We start from the raw sequence: 22,079 nt of genomic DNA, 5'->3' as shown, positions 1-22,079 counted from the left end.
TTTGTATTTTACCATAATAATATATATCAATGATAAATAACACCGAGTCCTCGAATGATGTAAAAATCATAAATATAACTTTTGAAAATATGAATACTACTTAAAATAAGTAAGAGAGCCGAAATAAGGAAAACCAGTCTTTGAATTTTCGGATACATTTTTAATAACTTCCAATACCCGAACATCATCATCAAGCATAGTGGAACAAATAATCCAATGATATATCTACCTTGTGGCTGATAATCAGTAAAGTAACTCCTATAAACGTGTAAAAAAATAGTTATTAGCATTGAGCCTGCAAGTGATAAATATGCAAAAATTTCCCATATCGAGAGCTTTATTTTAAACTTATAAAAAATGCTAAAACATACTCCAATTATCAAACTATACCAATAGACATTGTAGAGAAAGTCTGACAGAACCAAGGACATATAGCTAAATCGACCAATAAATGACTGCCAAGTCCAAACAATAAAATCATAGTTACGCCAAGTAAAAAACTCTATAAAATTTCTACCATAACTAACAGCGCCATTTAACATTGACTCACCACCCTGTTCAATCCATTTTTGATGAGCAGCTTCAAAGGCACTACTGCCAAAAAAATCTCCATATAAGAGATAATTTCTTACAAAAAATGGTGCAACAACGACAATTAAGATAATTGATAGTAAGACACAATGATTGATTTTCATTACGAAGCTATTGTGCTTCAGTTTATTAGAGTAGTTGATTGCGAACAGGAAATATATACCAGCAAACAATACAAAACCATAGGTATTGATATATCCTAATAAGCAAACAATAAAACCCAATGCTAAATAAATGGTATCAAAATATGTCCACTTGCGAGCAATGCTTGTTTTTACAACTACATCAGTGACTAAAGCTACTCCCAACAATCCAATGATGTCATTATTAACGTAGGAGGATAAAAAGATAATTTGTGGCCAAAGTCCAACAAATAAGATTGTAAACAAGCAAATCATTTTACTTTTTGTGATTCTCCAGACAGAAAGTGCAATCACATTTGCAGTCAAAACTCCGCTAATAACACTAGTAAATCTCGCAGCTAATAACAGTGCCTGGTCACTTTGGCTAAATAGACTCGTCACTTTCATGAAAAGCGCACTAAACAATGGAGCTAGAAACTGAGAATAGAAGCCATAAGACCAATTTCCACCTCTATCAAATAAAGTTTCGGTATCATAGCCAGTTGGAAGATGTCCGTGCTTATATATAAACATAGGAATCTTATAGCGTAAGTACTCATCAGGAGCACCATCAAATGGAATTGTTTTTGCCCATACTAAATAGGTTAGAAGTAAACATGCCGATAAAATACATAGCATAAAGGAAAATCGATTTAACTTCATCTCCTTCTCCGTTTTCTAATTTTATTCACTAAAAGCAAGTGTTTATATTCAAATATTTTATTTCCGAAAAAGTAGAAATTTGTAGCACAGAGTAAAATAAGCAAATACACATATGGAAAAACATATCGTGATTTAACTTCCCAAAATAAGTGGAATGAAAAGCCACCAATCAAATAAATATATGGAACCAATAGTAAGAAGTTATAGTCTTTAGTCCTAGACAGCAGTTGTAGTAAAGCAGAGATTAAAGTAGATAGATAAATCAAGGATACAATTACCGCCATATATTTGTTATAAATATTGTATAGAGGGCCCTCGCTATAAAGATCGTTCAGTGAATTTGTTTCAGTAGATTGCCCATAGGCTTCTAGTGGACCAACAAAAATCGATTGGAAAGTAGGTTCATTCCAAGTTACATTAATTTTGTTATAAAAAAATTGTTGAGCATATTTTGGATTTGTTTTTAAAGCCTGCATACGCTCATTAAGATCTCTATTTACAGCTTGTTCAGTCTGTTCATCATTATAGTTATTCCACTCTCGAATAAAATTAGTATATCCATCCCAGTAACCTGGACTAGCCACTTTATCATTCAATCCCATGACTATCCATGCTTTTTGAGATGGATAGGTAATCTCATTTTGAATCTTTTTTTCATAGTAATTATGTATAGAATTATTTGATATGGTGTAACTCACTGGTAATATAAGCATCGATATACAGATCATTATAGATGGTTTCTTTATTAATTCAACGACTTGCAATAACAAAAGTAGTATAAGAAATATGAGATAGTTTGCTCTGATTAGACACGCTATAGTAATGCATATAGTTGATAGAAAAAAGAAGATAATTTTTTTTTGTTTTGAATAATGAATATAAAAATAAAGAGAGAGTAGAATAAATACTAAACCTGGAATATCTCCATATATCCATAATGTGAGGAATATGGAAGGTAAAAATAAATGTGATAGTAAAATTACAAGATTACTGATAGCTCTTTTTTCGAACAATAAATTAGCAATTTGCCAAAGTAAAAAATTTGATACACAAACTAAAAAAACCTGTAACCGAAATAAATCTTCAGGGTTAGAAGTAAAAATAGTGTATAGTCTAAACAACGTCAACAATCCCATTTGAGTTGGAAAGGTTGCCATATAGTGAGTATGGTCTATTTTTTCAAATGAAGAAAAATTCCCATTATTTATCTCTATTGCTGTCTTTAATACTGCGCCCGGATCTGAACGAATCACCTCTCCTGCATTTTCAGCTAAAAACAAACCAATTGCTAAAAATATGCAAGTACCCCCAATGAACAATATAGTAGAAGAAATCTTTTCAAGATGCTTGGTTATTAAAGAAATCAATACAAATCCTACTATTAAAATGAAATAGAATACAATATTATTCTTGGTAAAAATAGTTGTTTGTGTAATATCTAATTTCATATAGCCTGTTGATTTCAAGGATAGAAATGACATAAATCCAGCAACTATGATAGAACAGACAAGTATTAAAGTTTTTCCCAGTGAGAGCAAAATGACTTGCAGGTAATTAAAATCTGTTTTAGTTCTCATCTTCTCTACCTACTCTCTCACTTATTATATATTTGGGACGATTTTTTACTTCCAAATAAATTTTTCCAACATATTCACCAATTATTCCTAGACAAACCAACTGTACTCCACAAAAAAGACTTAGTAGAGTGGCATTTGAAGCCCACCCAGAAACTGTATCACCCGAGAAGAAACGGATAAAAATCCAGAAAATACTTAAAAAACTCACGAGAGCCATTATCATTCCAAGGCTTGTCACCAGGCGTATTGGTCTTACACTCAAACTCGTTATCCCTTCAAATGCCAAATGAAGCATTTTACTTAGAGGATATTTACTATTTCCAGCTAATCGTTCTTTTCGTTTATAGTATACATATGTACTATTAAATCCCACTAAAGGAAACATTCCCCTAAGGAATAAGTTAACTTCATCAAATTTTTCAAACTCCCTCAGTACCTTACTAGATACTAAGCGATAGTCTGCATGATTATATACTGTCTCCACACCAAGCCAATCCATCAATTTATAGAAAGATTGCGCGGTTGTTTTTTTAAAAAATGTATCAGAATCACGATCATTCCTGACACCATATACAATTTCTGCTCCTTGCATATATGCAAAAATCATCTCATCCATTGCGTCAATATCATCTTGACCATCGCAATCAATGGAAATTGTAATATCCGCCCAATTTTTACTTTCCATCAAGCCTGCATAAACTGCATTTTGATGTCCTCTATTTCGACTTTGACGCAATCCAGTACAATGAACTGATTGTTTTGATAGATTAGAAATAATTTTCCATGTATCGTCTTTACTTCCATCATCTACAAATACTACTCTACTATTTTTAGCAACTAAACCTTCTTCAATTAGTGATTGTATTTTCTTTAAAAACAATGGAGCAGTAATTGGTAAAACATCCTCTTCATTATAGCAAGGAATTGTAATTGCTAAAACTGGTATTTTATTAGTATTATTCGCTATTCTTTTCATATCTTCTAAACTTCTATTTTGTAATTGATTAATTGTAGATTTTGCACAATCTACTTCATTTGAAAGAACTGATTATATTGTTTCAAATACGATTTTCCAGCAATAAGATCGTACTCAACCAATTTCAGGTCATTAGCAATTTTTAGTTGTTCATCTGTTAGTGCTCTTTTATCCACACTAGCATTTTCTAAAACATCGGTCAATAACGCATAATAAGGTGAAACTCTAGAGTTTGTATGTGCGAGTAACGCTGCTGGGAAATCTGTTGAATTTACAACTGGAAAATCTAATTTAGTATTGGACTTATTACTCCAGATAAAATAATCTGTTAAGTATTGACTTTCAGGGTTATTATCAAATGCAGAAATGGGGTATAGCCCTGGTAAATGGTCACCGTAAAATACAACAGTAATATCCTTATCAATATTAGCAAGTTTGTCTAAAAATCCTTTTGTGACTATATCTGTCTCATATACAAGCCTTGCAAAGTTTGTTAAACGACTATTTTCCAAATCTGAAAAACCTATACCGGAACCAGTAATGTATGATGGTTCGTCCATAGTCCAAGGAATATGATTTTGATAAGTAATAACAGAGAAAAATTGACTTTGATTTACATCTAGCCTATCCAAAATATTTTGATATGTGGATTCATCACTAGGGAAGCCACCATATTTTTCGTTTACCGTAGGCTCAGTCGCATTACCATCAGTAGCAACAAAAGTTCCAAAATTAAGACGCCTATAAACATCTGCCCGAGAGTATAACTGAGTGCCTCCAAGATGAATGACATACTTGTTTTGACTGAGATATGAATCGCTAATCGAAGGAATAATTGACATTTTTGGCAGTACTTCAACATTATAAATCGAAATCGAATTTGATAAGTTATAAAATGGAAGTCCAATAAGCGCCTGAGACTCCATATTCGCAGTTCCACCACCATAATTATCGGACTTCATTAAACCACTAGTTGTTCCAGCTTTTATTGCATCAATGTTTTTAAAAATATCCTCAGTTAAAGTTACTCCTTCAATTCTATTTGGATTTGCAAGACCTTCACTTAAAATAAAGATGACTGTCTCATCTGAAATATTTTGAGTTCTGGTACTATTAATTTCATCTGCACGATGTTTATATTTTTCTACTAGCTCTTCAATAGTTTTTTGACTATAATTTTCTGGCTTTTCCATCAATGTTCTAGTCAATTGCTTCATCCATACAAACATTAATGATTGATATCGTGCACTTCTTGCATGACCTTCGAAAGTAATGTTTCTACCGTTATTGATTTTTGAAAGTATAGGTATTCCTTCTGAAATATAGCCATTTTCCTGATTTTTAAAAATTCCATAAACTCCACCTAGGATTGAAAATGTTAATAAAACTAGGACAATTTGTGTACGAAGTGAAGTGATAATTCTTCCTTTTAAATATCTAGAATTCAAAAACAAATATATATATATGAGTACAGCAATTAATAGTATTGAAAATAGTAATATTTTCACATCCAAAAAACTAAAAATCAAATCTATCTGTGTAATCATTGATAGATCGGTCACCAATAATGGCTCGCTACGTAGGTTAAATTTTAAATAATTCGCAATCGTAAATGCAGTACCTGATAATAGAATGACCAGAGTTGCTAACCAATAGCGGTTAAGTAAAAAATATACAAAGATATAGATTAGTGATAATATAATGATTTGAAATAAGGTTGCACCGGGAAAAATGTATTCACCAAGATAATCCTCATCCATTCTGATACCAAACTGTATCATGAAGTTGAAAATTAGGGCAAAAAACAATGAGCTAATAATAGCCAAAGAAAAAACTGAGTTATTTTTCCTTATATCTCCGCACGTTTTCCAAAATAAATATGTAACTATCGAAACGAAAGCGAGTATCACAACTAACTTATACAACAAATAAAAATAAAAACTTGTTGGATCACCGCCGTTTGATAAATATAAAAATTGCTTCAACTTCTCTATCAGCTTGCTATCTTGCAATACGATTAATGATACTAATAAAGCTAATAATAAATTTGTTGACTTATTTTCATTTAAATAATTAGAATACTTCTTAATTACTTCAACTTTGCTAGCCAAATACTTTAGAACAAATGCTAAAGAAATGACAATAATAATTACTCCAAAACTTCCTATCTCAAAAAATTGATTCGTATCAAAAGTCGCAAAATCAAAAGATTCATTATTAAGATTTTGGGTCATTAGTAAAAAATAAGAGATGAGTAAATATACAAAATATGAATCTATTAACTTTCTAAAAAATTCCCCTCCAATATTTACAGAAAGATAGGATGAAAAAATGAGAATCGAAATAGCAGATAAGACCTGTAAGACATACCGAAATTCAGTTACAGTCTGGCTAATAGTGATATAATCCACTAAATATTCACTCAATGAAAATGTTCCAATCACAATAGCTGCTAGCATCAAAACAACTTTCATAAGTATATCTTTTTGTATGCTTTTTTTAAAATACTTTTTCATTGATTGAATTTTCAAATCTCTATCCATTATTTTTCTCATATTTTCGTAAAATATTTTCTTAAAATAAGGCATTTGGAATACTTTCTCTTCCTAATTAAATAACATTTAGATTGTCAACTAATAGACTATTTTCTTTTTTTTCCCCTGATGTTCTAATGAAAAGCTTGATATATCCTCATCTAGTTTTATCATATTTGCAAGTCGAATCCCACGCCATTTCTCAATATGGAACAAGGGATTAACAACTGACCAATATAATTTCTTCTTTAAAGAATAATCTTTATCTCTCAATATTTTAGGTATATCTTTTAGAATCCCTTTCAAACTTTGACGGAATATAAACCACAAGCTCATTTGCGACTCTGGTGCTCCACTATTTAGACGAACGTTATATGTTTCGTCAAAGATACGTTTTTTATACTCTTTTAACAAAACATCGTTTGAGTGTTCGACTATTGCTCGGCCATTATATGCCTTGTAATATCCCGCATCTATAATATCTTTTCCATACTCATAATCCTCGGAATACTTGACTGGGCGATAACCTATTTCATTCACTAGAAAAAGACGTGGAGCTGCTGAACACACATCACTATAAAATGATTCTTTTGTGTACATTCCAACCTGTTCTGAAACAGTTCTAGTCCAAATCGTCACCGCATCAGGTGTCCCTTGCTCCTCAAATACCGCATTGATGTCGTATTTCATGGCAGGAAAACAATAGTCTCTAGGTTTCTGACGTGCAAGTACCGCAACGACTTTTTCACTAATTTCAAACGGTGCCAGCATCTCATTTAACCAATTTTGATTGTATGGAACAGCATCCTGACTAAGATACACCATATACTCTCCGTCTGATATTTCAGCTGCCATTTGTCGAGTTCCACCATGTGAATATTCACTTTTATCAATCTGCTTTAACGTAAGGTTCCCATATTTATCAGCAAACTTACGAATAATAGGAACAGAATTATCGCTTGAACCAGAATCTGTTATAAGGACATTCCAATTAAAATCTGTCTTTTGATTGTAAAGAGCAGACAATGTTTCTTCTAAATGGTCATTTTCACCATTATAAACTGGAATAAATACTGTAGCTTTAATTTGGTTAGCCATTTATAACCTCTCGACGAATAATCTTTTCTACTTTTTTATAGCTTTCATCCCATGATAAACCAGTATACTTATCACTCATTTGTTCGGCATGCTCATTAATATCGGCTCTTTCGACAGCTTCACATAACTTATTTGCTAATGATACGGGATAGGCTTCCGTATAGAGGATATCATCAATCTCACCGAGAACCATACGGTTATTATCTCCATCGTTCATGACTGGAACACATCCTGCTACCAACAATTCTAAAGGCAATAGTGATACATTTGTTAATGAAAGAACTAAACATGCTACACTTTCATGATAAATTGCTGCTAATTGCTCTTTATTTAAAATACCACGGTCTGTAAATTCGAACGGAATATCGTAATTTGACATATCTTGACCGAAAAACTCGATTTCATATTCAGGATGTTTTTCTTTGAAAATTTTCAAAGCCATAACCCCAATTTCAAAACCGCGTCGCTCAGTGTGAGCCCTAGCATAAAATGAAATTTTCTTCTTCTTTACAATTGGTGTTTTGGGTTTATAAATATCAATATCTGCACCGAAATCAAAATAATCTGCTTGCATTCCATATTGACCAACTTTTTCTACAAGCCACTTCCCTGCTGTGATACCATAAAAACCAAACTTATAGGTTGCTTCAGCAAGCATGTATCTAGATCCCACACCAAAGAATATTGGTTCAAAATCCTGAACAAAATAAAACTTATGCAAATGGTCATCTTGTAGATTGAAAACAGCGTAAGCAGTTTCCCAACTCGTAGCAAATACTACATCTTGATTTTTAAAGTCTTCTAATTCTTCTACATCCACGTCTATTCCATAAGAACGAGAAAAAATCTGCTGTGCTTCACCTGCTGATTGTGGAATAGTATTGTTATGATAGATATAAAATGTAATATGATGTCCCTGACTTTGTAAATATTTCACAAATCGCGAAATGGTCGTATGACCACCGCCGCCAGGTCCGACTGGAGGAGATACCCAAGCAATATTTAACTTGTCTTTGGATAATTTTTCAGGTTTAATATAGGGATGATGAATATAATCAGCACTAGCTAAATCTGAAAATTGTGGCATTTGAGGAAGTTCGTCCATGTTTATTTTAGAGGGAGGGGTAACAACTACTTGGTTTTGTCCTAGTAGATGCGCTTTAATTTTTCGGATTGTTGCCTTGGTTCCTTCTTGGCGATAAGTACGAATAGTACTATGAATAATTTTTTTCATTTTTTCTCCTTTCGGCCTATTCTCCATTTGTAATAATTCCATTTGACAATAAATTTTAACGCCTTAAACGGAACAATAAATAGATTTTTAATATTGCTATTACTAAGGTCTGACATGTTAATATAAAAATCTGGGTAGACTGGGATTTTGACTTCTTTTATGACTTCTACTTTAACTTCTTTTACTACCTCAATTTCCTTGATTATTTCAACCTCATGATAAACTTTTTGACGATTCAATACTTTATTATCTAGAAATGAAGGTAGGGAATTTGGATTTTCAATAATTCGAAAATCATATCCTTTATCCCAAGCTAAGTAAACAACTAGTCTATCAATAATGCTAAATAGTTTATTTTTATCAGAGTAGTCATCTCTAAGTAACTGGCTAATTGGTACATTTAGCAAATGCTTGACCACTTCATCTTTCATCCAAACCGCTCCACCATATGGCAAAACAAAACTATCAAATGATGAAAAATCAATATTTTTCCGCTCGGATACTTCTCTCCACACTTGATTCAATTCGTTTGAGAGCCTATTCTCCATATCAGCATCGACCAAGCGTTGCATTCGGAATGAAGTCGGTACATCAGGAATGAGCACCCCTACATTACTTTTACTTAAAAATTCGAGTAAAATACTATCGCTCTCGGTAAACATCATATCAGCTAATTCAGTGTAAGTTGAATGTCCGTTATAAAAGTCATCCGAATCAACCATAAAACTGTTCAAAAAACCGATATAGTTGTAGTGAGTAATATTATCTTTTAGTTGGTAAAGAGGAGAAAACGCAAAACCACATTTTTCTATAATAAAAATTTGAGCCACGATAGTAAATTTTTCCAATTCAAGGCGAATCCTCTTTTTCAGTTCTTCACTTTCAACCGAAATAATTATATCGAATTTATTGGCTAACGATTTTATTTTATCAATAATACTGTTAAAGGTCCATAAGTCAGTAAGATGAATGACTACTGCACCATTAGAAAATTCGTCAAAGTTTACTAGCTTTGTTTCTTTTTTTAATAGTTTTTGACTTAATTTGAAAACCGAATCAGGATAGTAAACCTGAGATAGATGGTCAATAATCAAGTTTGTTGGATAGTCTGTTTGTCTCTTTAATTCCTCTAAAATATATGGAGAGATGGGTTGGTGCATTTCAAAAAGTTTAACTTTTAAGAATGGAATTTTGGCCTCAATCAAAGTTTTAGGGTGATCTAATGAAAAATTCAACTTCCCATTATTTTCTATTTTTGTTGTATCTAAAATGGATTGATAATGAAATCCAGCATCTATCAATATTTTTGTTAGTTGTGTTTCATACTGATTAATTACATTTTGAACATCTGTAAAATTTTCTACATTCTTCATAAAATTCAAGAATATTTCAGAACTAAAAACAGACTTTTTAAAAACCATGAAATACGATTGTAAATGTTCTGGAATAAATGGCTCGCTATTTGGAACCTCAGCATGATTTGTCATACCCCAAAAATCTACATCAGTTTGCTGTTCAAAAATTTGATAGTAACCTTCCAAATCCCAAATTGGACCAAAACATGTATCATTCATAAATGTGATGGAATCAAATTCAAGAAGTTCTTGACTATCTAAATTGAAAATCCCATCCCTCCAAGCCGCGAAATCAAAGCCAACATTTTCTCGTATAATAGGATTTGAAATTTTAAACTTACTCTCTAAACTTTCAACTATTGATGTGCTTAATTGACTATTGCTGATGAAAATAGTTCTATCAAAAATGGGTGTAATTGTACTCAATTGATAATCAACATATTCACTATAAGCATTATATTTATTATAGTGAACATATACTAGTAGTCTTCTCATTTAACACCTCTGAGTCCATGTTTTAGATTGTTTTAAAGGTTCCCTGTCTTTTAAGAATTCCATCTGCAGAATCCACCAATGATAAATCAGTTTGATCAATTTTGCGAACGATAGTTACAATCGGCGACTCATCCAATGGTGTTACAGCTAAAATCTCAGAAGCCCTATTCTTCACAACCATCACCATTCTAACCTTAATACTATTAAAGTAATCTAAGCAACACTCATAACTAAATGTTTTTTTACCAATCCCTGTAGTTGACAGGTACATAGAATTATCATTGTATAAAGGTTGCCCTGTATCAAGATCAAAAAATGTAAATGCTAGATAAGTATCATCATCAACTAACTGATCATAAGAGATTTCAAATTGAAGTATATCCTCGGGCTGATAAATTTTATCATGTAGTAATACTGCTTTCAAATTTTGAATTCGATGATTTGTTTCAAGCTCACCTTTTGATGGCGATTCCTCTTCATTCGATGTGGTAGTAGGGGTGTTAGTATGAGTGTTATCCAATTGGTATTGTCCTGCAACATCAAATGGTTCACCATAAGCTTTTACCAAACCGTTCTCGATAAGCACCGCCTTGTTACAATACTTTTTAACAGCACTCATATCATGAGTTACAAGTATTGTTGTTTTACCAGATTTTTTCCGTTCCATGAAATAGTCATTACATTTTCTCTGGAAAGCTTCATCACCAACAGCTAATACTTCATCAAGGATTAGTACATCTCCTTGAGCTTTAATCGCAACGGAGAAAGCTAAGCGTACTTGCATACCACTGGAGTAATTTTTCAGCTTTTGATTCATGAATTCACCAAGTTCAGCAAAATCAACAATATCATCATACATATCATCAATTTCCTTTTGGGTAAATCCTAACATGGCCCCATTCAAATATACATTTTCTTTACCTGTTAATTCTGGGTTAAAACCTACACCAAGTTCAATAAACGAAACTAACTTACCATTTACAGTTGCTTTTCCTTGTTCTGGAACATAAATTTGAGAAATAATTTTAAGGAGTGTTGATTTACCTGAACCATTACGTCCAACAATCCCAAAAAAGTCCCCTTCTTCTACTTCAAAATTGATGTCTCTGAGTACATGTTGTTTTTTATAACCTTTTATCCCTTTAAAGCGATTTACCAAAGCTGTTCGAAGGCTCTGGGTACTTTCAGTCGGCAATTTGAAATATTTTGAAACATGTTCAACTTTTACTGCAATATTTTTTGTCATTAAAGAATCTCCGCAAAACGTTTAGAATTTTTTCTAAAGATAATCAGTCCAATCCCAAAAATTACAAATGGAATGACATATGGAACTGAGGCAATTACCTTGTTTCCAATTAGGTCCCATCCACGCAAGTTTCCATCATAGACGATATAGTGACGAATATCTTGGACAATCTGAGCCAATGGATTAAGCATAAGAAATTTAGCTACTTGTTCTTGCCCTCTATCCAAAAGATACGTTAGTGAATAGATAATCGGTGTAGCATACATCCCAGCCTGCATGATAACTTCCCAAATTGGACCGATGTCTCGATATTTTACAAACAGGCTTGAGAGAATGAAGGCAATCCCTGTAGCCAAAATAACTAGTTCAATAAAGAGAGGAATTAAAACGAGAAAATTGACATTAGGATAAATTCCGTTCACAATTGAGAAGGCTAAAACGACAATTAAGTTGATACTATAGTTAATAGCAGCTCCTGCAACTGAGGAAATAACTATAATCTCTTTGGGAAAACTTAGTTTCCTCAATAAGTCTCCTCGTGATACAATGGATAACATTCCCATATTAGTTGCTTCAGCAAAAAAGTTCCAATTGACCATTGCAAACAAAACGCCAACAGCAGCATGTGGGGTACCATCATCAATTCTCAAAAATCGAATAAAGACAAGATACATGATTGTAAATAGTAACATTGGTTTCAAAATTGACCATAGATGCCCAATAAAGGAACCTTGATAACGTAGTTTAAAATCTGTTTTTATCATCTCTCTTAAGAGTATTTGATTTTCTTTATTTAATAAATTCATAACTATTCCTTATAAGCAAATTTTGTAATTATTAAGCTCGAAAAAACAAAGGTATGGAAAGTTTTATTTTTTCTCAAACCATATTTTTTTAATGTTTTATAGCGTTCTAGCACTGGTTTATCCATAATTGTTACAAACGCTTCGACTAATTCTCTATTTGACTGAGATAGAGGCATTTGTAGTAAGTGTCGGGCTTGTTTTTGGCTATTTTTGATCAAGTCCCAATAGACCGCAAATAAAATGTGAGGACGAATCCATTTTTTAAAGCGTTTTGAGAGGGTTCGAGCTCCTAAGACATTATCCGAATGTTGACGATAAAGTTCCCCTGGTAGATCAATAAACACCAGGTTTCCAAAGGCTGACGCAAGCAGGGCCAGATACCAATCATGCATCAAAATATCCTCAGTTACTTGCCACATTTCAGCGAGAGTATGATTAATCATGGCGACACCGCCAGTCACAGTATTCTCAGTCAACTCTTGCACCAATTCCGTATTGGCATGATGAGATTGAGATTTTACCATGCTTTCTGCCATAACCTCTAGATTTTGATTGACAACTTTGAGGTCCATATAAACCATCAATGGCAAATTTGTTGGATAGGCTTGTGCTTTTTTCAAGCTAACTTCCAGTTTATTTGGTAGCCAAACATCATCTTGGTCACTGAAAAAATAGAAATCAGCAGTATCATAATGAACTAGCCTATGAAAACTTTTGATGACACCGAGATTTTCGTCTGTCTCAACATCTATGAAGTGAATTCGCTGATCTTGTTCAACAAAATCTTTAATAATCTCTCTAGTTCGATCACTGGAACCATCATCACGAATAAATAGTGTCCAGTCTGTGTAAGTCTGTTCTTGGATAGAGCGAATTTGCTCAGCTAAGAACTGTTGACCATTGTAGGTCGACATGAGTATGTTTACTTTCATTGTAAAAATAATTCCTCGTACTCTTGGACGATTTTTTCCCAGGTGTAGGATTCGTGCATGTGCTTCTTGGCAATATTACCTAGGTCTTCTGCTTCCATCTGCTTATCTATCTGGTTAATCAATTGACTTAAATTACCGGATTCTTTACTCCAATAATGAGCCCCTTCTAGGGCAACTTTGCAGTTAAAATCAACACCTAAAACCAAATTTTCATTGGTTTGCGCCAGCGCTTCTAGGAGGCTGGGATTGGTTCCTCCAACTTCGTGTCCATGAATATATGCTCGACATTCTTGGCGCAGATACTTAAGCAGTTCTTGGTCATACACTGTTCCTACGAACTTGATTCGCTTATCTGATGCTAAGCCTGTCTCATCTTTCAATTTTTGAAAATAGGCAGAGCCTTCATGGTTAGCAACGATGACCAAATCACGTTTTGTATCGCTCTTCATAAATTCCTTGATGGCTGCTAGATAATTGTTCTCAGGAACAAATCGACCGATAATCAGATAGAATTCTTTCTCCCTGATTCCCCAATTTGTAAAATATTGGCGAACTTGTTCAGATTCTTTTGTTAACTTAGTTGGACTTAAATCTGTACCGTAGGCAATAAAGCGTGTATTGGTTGCCGAGTATTCAGATTGAATATAATCTTCAATTCCCTCATTATCCGCAATAATCAAATCAGCATATCTGACCATCATTTTTTCAGAAAATTTTAGATAGCGTTGAACTGGTTTAGCCCACTTGGCCCGTTTCCATTCCAAACCATCTGGATTGACAAACAGGGTACCTCCAACAGAGTGAATCTTTTTCGCAAAAGGTACTATGAAGCCACCTATGGTATTTCCCAAGATATAGAAAATCGGTCGCTCTATCTGCTGTTCCTTAATGATTTTAAGGGCATAAGTAATCGCCATCATATCATAAGCGATAACGCGAGCTGGTCCAAATTTAGGTGGATTAATGGTGAAGCAATCTGCACCTAAGTAGGTCGAATGCTGATGATGACTTGTATCCGATAAACAAGCTACATGATAGCAGATTTTCTCGGATTTCTGGTGACTGACCAATTGTTGGACAAAGGTCTCAAAGCCACCATATTTTGCTGGTAGTCCACGACTACCGATAATAAAAACGTGTTTCATGAATCCTCTCCATCAAATTGCAGTTCTTTTCATTATACCATTTTTTTATTTTTTTTTCTAATTCTATACGTGGTTTACTTAGTGTGCTATTGTAGGCTAAATTCTACAGATTCCTATGCTAGCCTAGAGAGACAAGAAATCGTGTAAAAGCCATTACAACGAATTTATTTCTCCTGCCTAGGAAGAGTTGAAATGGAGCAAATAAAGTTTGCATTTACTACAAATGAGCCCCCTCGCTCTCTAGTTTCTAGCCCCAGACTGTTTCTCTCCAACAGGATAACCGTAAGCTCAGCGATAAACGATTCTATTGCCCCATGTTTCGAATACATCTAACAAACAGGCAATCCTAGACAAACTTCTATCCTACTCGGACGAGCTAAAACAGAACTATGGACCCTTTCTGCTACTCCTATTTCATTACTGAGAGAAAACTCAAACTATTTCTTTGACCTAATCGAACAAGAAATAGCCACTGTTAATCCTATTTTCCAGACGGTATTTAAGACATTTCTAAAGGATAAAGACAAGGTTTTAAACGCGTTGGAATTACCTTATTCCAACGCCAAACTGGAAGCTACCAATAATCTCATCAAAGTCATTAAGCGAAATACTTTTGGCTTTAGGAAGATGAAAACTTTAAAAAACGGATTTTAATCGCTTTGAACAGTGAAAAGGGCTGGGGATAGCCCTTTTCAGCCTATCTCCTAAAAATAAGAAAGAGATAGAAAAAGAGAGAACGAGTTCGTCCTCTCTAGGTGTTAGCTTTTCATCTACCCACTACAGTTGACAAAGAGCCAAAAGAGTCTACTAGATATTAAACTTCCAATAAAATCTATTCTTATTCATATTATTGCTCAATCCGAATCAAACTAATTGACATCGTATTGATCAAGCCCATATCTAAGAATTAACGATTTTAATTTCTCTGCGTATGCTGGATCGGTTGCATAACCAGAAGCTAGTAAGCTAGTTAATGCAGACTCATAATCCTTAGCTTGCAAAAAGTTAGAATAATTTTTTATTCTCCAAGGTGTTGAAGTAAAGAAATTACCATAGTCAGCTATACTTTCAAAAATAGTCCCATATGCACGGAATTGTTTCTCGACCGTAACTGTTTTTCCGCTTACAACTTCGTTTGTTTGAACAGTGTAGGTGTTTCCTTTCCAACTTACATCGGCCTTAATTCCAAAAATATTATTCGCATTTGTAGCTAGTTGAGACGTTCCCCATGCACTCTCTAAAATAGTCTGTGCTAACATCACACTAGTAACTATACCTTTATTTTTTGAAACTTGCTGCACTGTAGGTAATATTTTATTAACAAATGCTTGTTGGCTAGTTGTCATCTGAACTCGTTCAACAGTATTTTTCTGGTTAGTCGTTTCAGTTGCTGATGGTTTGCTACCAACAACACTATACCAATTATCAATACCAGTAGCCAAAGCTTTTGCAAGTTTTGTATGGTATGCCTCTTGTTTAATTTTTTGCAATTCAGATGGATTATCCATGAATCCAAGTTCGACTAATATCGCTGGAATTGCAGTCTCGCGTAAAACTGCAAATGTTTCTCTACGAACTCCTCGGTTTACCGCACCAGTTTCACGAATTAGACTAGTTTGAACTTGATTTGCCAAAATCTCACTTTCAGCTAAACGAGTCGGATTGTTATGCATTTTCTGATTAATTTTAGGTTGGTATTCTGGATCATATTGATACCAGTATGTTTCGATACCAGTTGCACTAGATTTCCCTAAACCGGTTGCATTGAAATGGATACTTATGAAGAGATCAGCATTGCTTTGATTAGCCATTCTCGAACGTTCTGTTTTGAAATCAACATCATAGTCTGCTGTACGCGTCATTAACACTTGGTAACCCATTTGTATCAAATTAGCTTTTAATTTGTTGGCGACCGACATTGCTAAGTTCTTCTCGTAAATACCATCATATGATGCACCAGAATCTGAACCGCCATGACCTGGATCAATATAAATTGTATAAGATCGGGAGGACGGAATATTTACAACAGCCGAAGTTACATAATCTTTATAGTCAGAATATACATAATATACAGAGACCTGATAATCACCGATATTATTACTGTGATTTTTTTTATCAATTTGCACTGCGTAAGTACCATCACTTTGAGCAACTGCATTATATGATTTTAAATCGCTAGGATTTTTTTGAGACCAAACAACAACCTCAACATATTTTAAAGAAGATGATGGTACAATATCCGAAACCTTAAGATTGAATGTTCCGTTCTTAGCATCTAACGAAGAAACTGAAAGCTTTCCTGAAGACTTGACAGCTGCCAATTCTGTTGTTGTCGATCCAGCAAAAGTCAGTCTACCATCTGTATCACGATAGTACACATGAATATTGTATTTACCAGTTTCATATTTATGTTGAGCCTTATTGACTGTAAATAGATAACTGCCATCCGCCTGAAGACTGGCTTCATACCATTTTATATCATCCTGACCATTAAATTCTGTCCAGGTTGGTATGATAACTTTACTTAATGTATTAGGTGCTACAATGTCTGTTACTCTGACATTGAAAATACCTTTTAAATTATCTTGTTCAATAATCTTAATATTACCAGAAACTTTAGCTTCAGGTAGATTTGCTACAGCTTCAGTAACATATACCAAACGATTATCTAAACCACGATAATACAAATGAATGTTATATTTACCAGTACCATACTTATGCTGAGCCTTATTGATAGTAAGTAGATAACTACCATCCGTCTGACGATTAGCTTCGTACCATTTTATATCATCTTGACCATTGGAATCTGTCCAAATTGGAACAAGAACCTTGCTAATACCATTAGGCGCTAAAACATTTGTTATACGAACTTTAAAAGTACCGTGTTGTTGATTTATGTCCGATACCGTAATAGTACCTGATGCTTTAGCGGAAGGAAAATCAATAACTGTTTCATTCACATATCTTAGACTACCATCGTCACTCTTATAATATAGATGTAAGTTATATTTACCAGCCTCATAATTATGTTTGGTTCTATTAACAGTTAGGATATAACTGCCATCTGTTTGTCGGCTTGCTTCATACCACTTTATGTCATCTTGGCCACCTGACTCTGTCCAAGTTGGAACAAGAACCTTGCTAATACCATTAGGGGCTACAATATTTGTTATACGTACTTTAAAACTATCACTCTGAGGATTGATATCCAAAATCGTAAAATCTCCTGATAATTTAACTTCAGGGAGATTAGCAATCGTTTCAGTAATGTATACTAAATTTCCATTACTATCCTTATAATATAAATGTAGATTGTAATCACCTACACCATTTTTATGATTTCGTTTATTTACTGTTACCTTATAGTTACCATTTGTCTGACGTTGTGCTTCATACCAAACAATGTCATCTTGGCCACCTGACTTTGTCCAAGTTGGAACAAGGACTTTACTCAAACCGAGTGGCGCTGAAATATTTTCAATATTGACGTCAAAAGTCCCAGTTACTGAATCAATATTAGAAACTGAAATTTTTCCACTAGCTTCTACATCAAATACAACTTCATCTAGATAAACCATTTTACCATTACGATTTGCATAAGTGTGAATCTGATACTTTCCATAATCACGATGTTTTCTCAAATCTACATAAGCAGCACCAGTTTGATTGGCATCATACCAAATAAGATCATCTTGAGAATTTTTTTCTGACCAAACTGCAAATTTAATAACTTCTCCGCTACTAATTGGACGAGTATATTTTATTTCCAATATCTGATTCTTTTGTGCAACTTCAGTTATCACACTTGACGGTGTTGTACCTGTTTGTGATTGCGTACTTGTATTCGTTGCTGCTCTCATCATAGAAGCCGATTGAAGCTGTGTTCCCACGCTACTTAAAATTTGACTTGTGCTTGCTACCGTCTCAGTTTGTGTACTCGTTACCAATTTTGCTAAAGAAGTGCTTACAGAATTGGTATCATCTGAAGATACAGTATTTTTTTCAGAAATTGTTGTCCCACTAGTCGTAGTCGAAGCTAAAGCAGATGAAATACTAGAAGTAACCGAACTATTTGAAGCTGTCGTCTCTTTTCCACTATCTTCTTTAACAATAGCTACTTCTTGACTAATATCTGTGGCTTTTATCCAAGAGAATGTATATTCATCCAAACTATGTGAACTTCCATCTAGGAGACTAACTACTAAAGTCAAAGTAAATATTTGATCTTCATCTGAAAAATTAGAGCGATTTAAATAAGCAACATACTGTCCCTGAGCATCAATAGTGAAGGCAATAGTTTTTCCTGAGTTTGAACTTGATTTAAACTGTCCTGTTACTCCAATGATTTCCCCAGTAATATGTGAAAGAACAGCTTTCATCTGACCAGCTTCTTCTATAACGGATAACTGTCCTCCGATTTCCGGTGAACTAGGAACACTCATTAACTGACTTGAAGCTTCTAAACTATCCGCTTGTACGACATAACCACTCAAAACAATCGCACATACAGATAGTAAGAATATCGTTTTCTTTTTCACATTACCCTCCTTAATTTCAGTTAAGATAATAGCCATAGCTACACTAACAAAACTAAAATCTATATTCTAAATTATAGCACAATTTCTCATTTTTAAACAAAAATTTTATCATACAAACAATAATTATTCGGTTTTATTAAGCCCCGAAATTTGTAAAATTAAGCTAGACAAAAAAACATCTATGTTAGGCTCAGATAAACTACCACATTTATCTGAAATGACTAACATAAATGCAGGTCCCCTTCTTACCACAAATGAACTCATTATTATAAAGGCTTGCTTTCAAGAAGACAAAAAAATTGACAAAACTGAAAATTTTAGATAATTCAAAATAGACTATCTATAATGTATAATGCACTTTCTCAAAAATGGAAATTCAGCTTACGACTACTATTAGCTAAATAAGAAACGTTATAATCTGAGTAGAACGAACCTAACATCATCAGAAAAAGCCTTTATCCAATCTCATTCAGAAGAAGATTGGAACTTGACGGTGATAAAAGGAATCTGTCATAACAGGATTCCTTACTCTATGAGAACTCTCTAAATGTCTAACTTAATCTGACAATGTCAAACTACTACATACATCAGACAAGAAGCAAACCATTTCAGTATATATAGCAATAAAATTACAATCACTAATGATAGCAAGTGAATAATTAACGAAAGAGAATTTCTATCGCTTCTCCTGCTTATAAAAAGCTTCGAGGGCTTCTTGCCAAGTTGGGATGACAAAGCCAGTCGCCTTTGCCTTGTCCAAGCTCATGGTTGAGTTGAATGGACGTTTTGCCTTAGCTGGGAATTGGCTAGAGTCCACTGGCAATACCTTGGTGTTGGTATCCTTGAGGATTTCCGTAGCAAAATCAAACCAAGTCGTATCTTCTGCTGCATCGTTTGACAAATGGTAGTAACCAAATGCTTGCTTGGTGTCCACCAAGTGAACCATGAATTCCGCAAGGGTGCGTGTCCAGGTTGGACGACCGTGTTGGTCATTGACAACCGTCAAAGTATCGCGGGTTTGAGCAAGATTTTGCATGGTGAAAACAAAGTTTTTACCGTAGTTACCAAAGACCCAAGCTGTACGGACTGTGTAGAACTTGTCTGCGAACTTCTCAACTGCTTCTTCACCCAAACGCTTGGTACGACCGTATTCTGATTGAGGATCTGGCTGGTCATCGACTTGCCACTCTTGACCGACTGGCAACTCACCGTTGAAAACATAGTCTGTTGAAATATAGACAAGAGTTGCACCGTATTTAGCAGCTGCCTTGGCAACATTCTCAGAACCTGTTACGTTAATCTTGTAGTTGAGTTCCTTGCCCTCGTCTTCAGCCATATCAACAGCTGTGTAGGCTGCACAGTGGTAAACAATGCTTGGTTTTACTTCTGCAAAGAAGGTATCCACCTTGTCTGCATCCGTGATGTCCATCTCTGCTACGTCAGCGGCAACATACTCGACACCACGCTCATCCAAGAGATAACGCAATTCAGTTCCTAACTGACCATTTGCACCTGTAATTAAAATCATGTTTGCTCCTTATTTCAAGAAAGGCTTGGGCAAGAGCCCTAGCCTTTAATAGTCTTATTTAATAACTTCCTGTGTCTTAGCATAGTTGGCTTCAACAGCTTCTTTTTCTGCCTTCCACCAGTCTTGGTTGTCTGTATACCACTGGATTGTTTCTTCCAAACCTTGAGAGAAGTCTGTGAATTGTGGTGTCCAACCAAGCTCGTCACGAAGTTTGCTTGCGTCAATAGCATAGCGTAAATCGTGTCCTGCACGGTCAGTCACTTGGTCGTAAGCATCTTTTGGTTGACCCATTTTTTCAAGAATCAATTCAAGCACTTCTTTATTGTTTTTCTCACCGTCAGCACCAATCAGGTAAGTTTCACCCATACGACCTTTTGTCAAGATTGCCCAAACACCAGTCGAGTGGTCGTTGGTATGAATCCAGTCACGGACGTTTTTACCTTCACCGTACAGTTTTGGCTTGATACCTGCCAAGATGTTGGTGATTTGGCGTGGGATGAATTTCTCGATGTGTTGGTATGGACCGTAGTTGTTTGAACAGTTTGAAATCGTTGCTTTAACACCAAATGAACGCACCCATGCTTTAACAATCAAGTCTGAAGCAGCCTTGGTTGATGAGTATGGTGATGATGGGTTGTAGTTGGTTTCTGCTGTAAATTTCTCACCTGGACCCTCGCCATGACCTGGCAAATCTTCACGCAAAGGAAGGTCACCGTATACTTCGTCAGTCGATACATGGTGGAAACGAATATCGTATTTACGAGCCGCTTCAAGCAAGGTGTAAGTACCGATAAAGTTGGTATGGATGAATGGGCTTGGATCGTTGAGAGAGTTGTCGTTGTGGCTTTCTGCCGCATAGTGAACGATTGCATCTGCCTTAGCAGCCAATTTGTCAACCAACTCAGCATCTGCAATGTCGCCAACAACCAGCTCAACACGGTCACCAAGAATAGCTTCCAAGTTAGCCTTGTTTCCTGCATAAGTAAGTTTATCCAAAACAGTTACGTGAACGTCTGGATGATTGTTATAAACATAGTGTACAAAGTTTGAACCGATGAAACCAGCTCCACCAGTTACGATGATATTTTTAAATTGAGACATTTTTTTCTCCGAAAAGTTTTTTCTTTTTTTGTGTGTCAGCTTAGGTAGTGGGGACGTAAGCAACCACCAAGGTGTTTCATTACTAAACCATGAGCCTAAGGTCTCATGGCTTCCCCGCTCCTTAGCAAAGCAAAGGAG

At 34.7% G+C, this 22,079-nt stretch carries 14 protein-coding genes and 1 pseudogene; 1 reads left to right on the top strand and 14 read right to left on the bottom strand.

Annotation, left to right across the window (positions count from 1 at the left end; all coding sequences use genetic code 11):
• Nucleotides 1–26: 26 nt before the first annotated feature.
• The 11 genes from SST111_RS02750 to cps2T are packed head-to-tail and all read right to left on the bottom strand — an operon-like array spanning nt 27 to nt 14,774.
• A complete protein-coding gene (locus SST111_RS02750) occupies nt 27–1,376 on the bottom strand; it encodes a hypothetical protein (RefSeq protein WP_099809940.1) in 1,350 nt (449 codons plus the stop codon).
• The gene (locus SST111_RS02745) at nt 1,373–2,953 is read right to left on the bottom strand and encodes a hypothetical protein (protein WP_099809939.1); all 1,581 of its coding nucleotides are present in this window, start codon (nt 2,951–2,953) and stop codon (nt 1,373–1,375) included. The genes SST111_RS02750 and SST111_RS02745 overlap by 4 nt, the downstream gene beginning before the upstream one ends.
• Nucleotides 2,943–3,929: a glycosyltransferase family 2 protein gene (locus tag SST111_RS02740; protein ID WP_099809938.1), complete on the bottom strand. Its 987-nt coding sequence runs from the start codon at nt 3,927–3,929 to the stop codon at nt 2,943–2,945. The genes SST111_RS02745 and SST111_RS02740 overlap by 11 nt, the downstream gene beginning before the upstream one ends.
• Before the next feature lie 50 nt (nt 3,930–3,979).
• A complete protein-coding gene (locus tag SST111_RS02735) occupies nt 3,980–6,517 on the bottom strand; it encodes an LTA synthase family protein (RefSeq protein ID WP_099809937.1) in 2,538 nt (845 codons plus the stop codon).
• Between the two features lie 45 nt (nt 6,518–6,562).
• Nucleotides 6,563–7,561, bottom strand: a complete 999-nt coding sequence (locus SST111_RS02730; RefSeq protein WP_099809936.1) for a glycosyltransferase family 2 protein — start codon at nt 7,559–7,561, stop codon at nt 6,563–6,565.
• The gene (locus tag SST111_RS02725; protein WP_044668250.1) at nt 7,554–8,786 is read right to left on the bottom strand and encodes a rhamnosyltransferase WsaF family glycosyltransferase; all 1,233 of its coding nucleotides are present in this window, start codon (nt 8,784–8,786) and stop codon (nt 7,554–7,556) included. The genes SST111_RS02730 and SST111_RS02725 overlap by 8 nt, the downstream gene beginning before the upstream one ends.
• 5 nt (nt 8,787–8,791) lie before the next feature.
• Nucleotides 8,792–10,645, bottom strand: a complete 1,854-nt coding sequence (locus SST111_RS02720; RefSeq protein WP_044773444.1) for a rhamnan synthesis F family protein — start codon at nt 10,643–10,645, stop codon at nt 8,792–8,794.
• A gap of 22 nt (nt 10,646–10,667) precedes the next feature.
• Nucleotides 10,668–11,891, bottom strand: coding sequence for an ABC transporter ATP-binding protein (locus SST111_RS02715; RefSeq protein ID WP_044668179.1), 1,224 nt, complete (start codon nt 11,889–11,891; stop codon nt 10,668–10,670).
• Nucleotides 11,891–12,697 carry an ABC transporter permease gene (locus SST111_RS02710; protein ID WP_044668178.1) on the bottom strand — a complete coding sequence of 269 codons (807 nt, stop codon included), beginning with the start codon at nt 12,695–12,697 and terminating at the stop codon, nt 11,891–11,893. The genes SST111_RS02715 and SST111_RS02710 overlap by 1 nt, the downstream gene beginning before the upstream one ends.
• A 2-nt stretch (nt 12,698–12,699) precedes the next feature.
• Entirely contained in the window at nt 12,700–13,629 is a 930-nt protein-coding gene (locus tag SST111_RS02705; RefSeq protein WP_099809935.1) for a glycosyltransferase family 2 protein, read from the bottom strand.
• Nucleotides 13,626–14,774 carry a beta 1-4 rhamnosyltransferase Cps2T gene (gene cps2T / locus SST111_RS02700; protein WP_099809934.1) on the bottom strand — a complete coding sequence of 383 codons (1,149 nt, stop codon included), beginning with the start codon at nt 14,772–14,774 and terminating at the stop codon, nt 13,626–13,628. The genes SST111_RS02705 and cps2T overlap by 4 nt, the downstream gene beginning before the upstream one ends.
• Nucleotides 14,775–15,040: 266 nt before the next feature.
• Here cps2T and SST111_RS02695 point away from each other — a divergent pair.
• Nucleotides 15,041–15,460: pseudogene (locus SST111_RS02695) on the top strand (transposase); the annotation flags it as partial.
• Between the two features lie 183 nt (nt 15,461–15,643).
• On the opposite strand, the gene SST111_RS02690 reads toward SST111_RS02695, so the two are convergent.
• From SST111_RS02690 to rfbB, 3 genes are all read right to left on the bottom strand, one after another.
• The gene (locus SST111_RS02690; protein ID WP_257211357.1) at nt 15,644–19,312 is read right to left on the bottom strand and encodes a GBS Bsp-like repeat-containing protein; all 3,669 of its coding nucleotides are present in this window, start codon (nt 19,310–19,312) and stop codon (nt 15,644–15,646) included.
• Between the two features lie 676 nt (nt 19,313–19,988).
• Entirely contained in the window at nt 19,989–20,840 is an 852-nt protein-coding gene (gene rfbD, locus SST111_RS02685) for a dTDP-4-dehydrorhamnose reductase (RefSeq protein ID WP_099809933.1), read from the bottom strand.
• A 54-nt stretch (nt 20,841–20,894) separates the two neighbouring features.
• The gene (gene rfbB, locus SST111_RS02680) at nt 20,895–21,941 is read right to left on the bottom strand and encodes a dTDP-glucose 4,6-dehydratase (protein ID WP_099809932.1); all 1,047 of its coding nucleotides are present in this window, start codon (nt 21,939–21,941) and stop codon (nt 20,895–20,897) included.
• Nucleotides 21,942–22,079 lie beyond the last annotated feature (138 nt).

The sequence above is a fragment of the Streptococcus suis YS161 genome, assembly GCF_002760245.1.
In the GTDB taxonomy this organism is placed as follows: Bacteria; Bacillota; Bacilli; order Lactobacillales; family Streptococcaceae; genus Streptococcus; species Streptococcus suis_I.
Note: the sequence above shows the minus strand (reverse complement) of the source record. Positions and strands in the feature narration are given on the sequence as shown.

Excerpts from the sequence above, each read along its gene's own strand:
- SST111_RS02750 (WP_099809940.1), bottom strand. The coding sequence starts at position 1,376 with ATGAAGTTAAATCGATTTTCCTTTATGCTATGTATTTTATCGGCATGT.
- SST111_RS02745 (WP_099809939.1), bottom strand. The coding sequence starts at position 2,953 with ATGAGAACTAAAACAGATTTTAATTACCTGCAAGTCATTTTGCTCTCA.
- SST111_RS02740 (WP_099809938.1), bottom strand. The coding sequence starts at position 3,929 with ATGAAAAGAATAGCGAATAATACTAATAAAATACCAGTTTTAGCAATT.
- SST111_RS02735 (WP_099809937.1), bottom strand. The coding sequence starts at position 6,517 with ATGCCTTATTTTAAGAAAATATTTTACGAAAATATGAGAAAAATAATG.
- SST111_RS02730 (WP_099809936.1), bottom strand. The coding sequence starts at position 7,561 with ATGGCTAACCAAATTAAAGCTACAGTATTTATTCCAGTTTATAATGGT.
- SST111_RS02720 (WP_044773444.1), bottom strand. The coding sequence starts at position 10,645 with ATGAGAAGACTACTAGTATATGTTCACTATAATAAATATAATGCTTAT.
- SST111_RS02715 (WP_044668179.1), bottom strand. The coding sequence starts at position 11,891 with ATGACAAAAAATATTGCAGTAAAAGTTGAACATGTTTCAAAATATTTC.
- SST111_RS02710 (WP_044668178.1), bottom strand. The coding sequence starts at position 12,697 with ATGAATTTATTAAATAAAGAAAATCAAATACTCTTAAGAGAGATGATA.
- SST111_RS02705 (WP_099809935.1), bottom strand. The coding sequence starts at position 13,629 with ATGAAAGTAAACATACTCATGTCGACCTACAATGGTCAACAGTTCTTA.
- cps2T (WP_099809934.1), bottom strand. The coding sequence starts at position 14,774 with ATGAAACACGTTTTTATTATCGGTAGTCGTGGACTACCAGCAAAATAT.
- rfbD (WP_099809933.1), bottom strand. The coding sequence starts at position 20,840 with ATGATTTTAATTACAGGTGCAAATGGTCAGTTAGGAACTGAATTGCGT.
- rfbB (WP_099809932.1), bottom strand. The coding sequence starts at position 21,941 with ATGTCTCAATTTAAAAATATCATCGTAACTGGTGGAGCTGGTTTCATC.